Annotated in this window: 1 pseudogene; it reads left to right on the forward strand. The window is 67.7% G+C overall.

Annotated elements, in window-relative coordinates:
- Nucleotides 1-226 (forward strand): annotated as a pseudogene (locus tag AX729_RS20030) (TolC family protein); the annotation flags it as partial.

Raw genomic sequence — 226 nt, forward strand, 5'->3', positions numbered from 1 at the left:
GCGTCGCATTCGCAGACCCTCAATCTCGGGGCGGCGCTGCAGCGCGCGCTCGCGACCAGCCCCCGCTTGACCGCCGCCGAACGCGACATCGGAATCGCGACGGGCCAGCGCATTCAGGCGGGGGCGCTCCTCAATCCGGAACTGAGCTACGAACAGGATAACTCCTTCGGCTCGGGCATCTATCGCGGGACGAAGTCGGCCGAGACGACGCTGCAGATCAGCCAGC

Source organism: Bradyrhizobium sp. CCH5-F6 (assembly GCF_001556045.1).
In the GTDB taxonomy this organism is placed as follows: domain Bacteria; phylum Pseudomonadota; class Alphaproteobacteria; order Rhizobiales; family Xanthobacteraceae; genus Bradyrhizobium.